The following is a 419-nucleotide window of genomic DNA, read 5'->3' on the forward strand; positions in this document are numbered from 1 at the left end:
TATAACCCAGAAATTCTAGCCGCCTGCCAAAAAGCCATAGGCAATACCTCAAATGATTTAGACTTTATTCGGGTTGATAAAACCGCATTTGAAGCTTGCCCAGATGATTCAATTGATTATGCGGTTATGGAAAAAACCGACTCAGCCGTTGTAGTGCCACTCGATGCAGGTTGGAACGATGTCGGCTCATGGTCAGCCCTTTGGGATGTCAACGAAAAAGACGAATTTGGTAACGCCACTAAAGGTGATTGTATTACTCACGCCACCAATAACTGCTTAATCAGAGCCACAACCGATAGATTAATTGCTACAGTCGGCGTAGATGACTTAGTCATCGTAGATACCAAAGACGCGGTAATGGTTGCAGCCAAAGACAAAGTACAAGAAGTTAAAAAAATAGTCGAAAAACTGAAAGCGGA

The 419-nt window shown here is 42.7% G+C and carries 1 protein-coding gene; it reads left to right on the forward strand.

Annotation, left to right across the window (positions count from 1 at the left end; translation table 11 throughout):
- Positions 1-419, forward strand: a 419-nt coding sequence (locus N7931_RS19390) for a sugar phosphate nucleotidyltransferase (protein ID WP_262795988.1), incomplete at both ends; no start/stop codon positions are given.

Origin of the sequence: Catenovulum sp. 2E275 (assembly GCF_025515275.1) — a bacterium.
Taxonomy (GTDB): Bacteria; Pseudomonadota; Gammaproteobacteria; order Enterobacterales; family Alteromonadaceae; genus Catenovulum.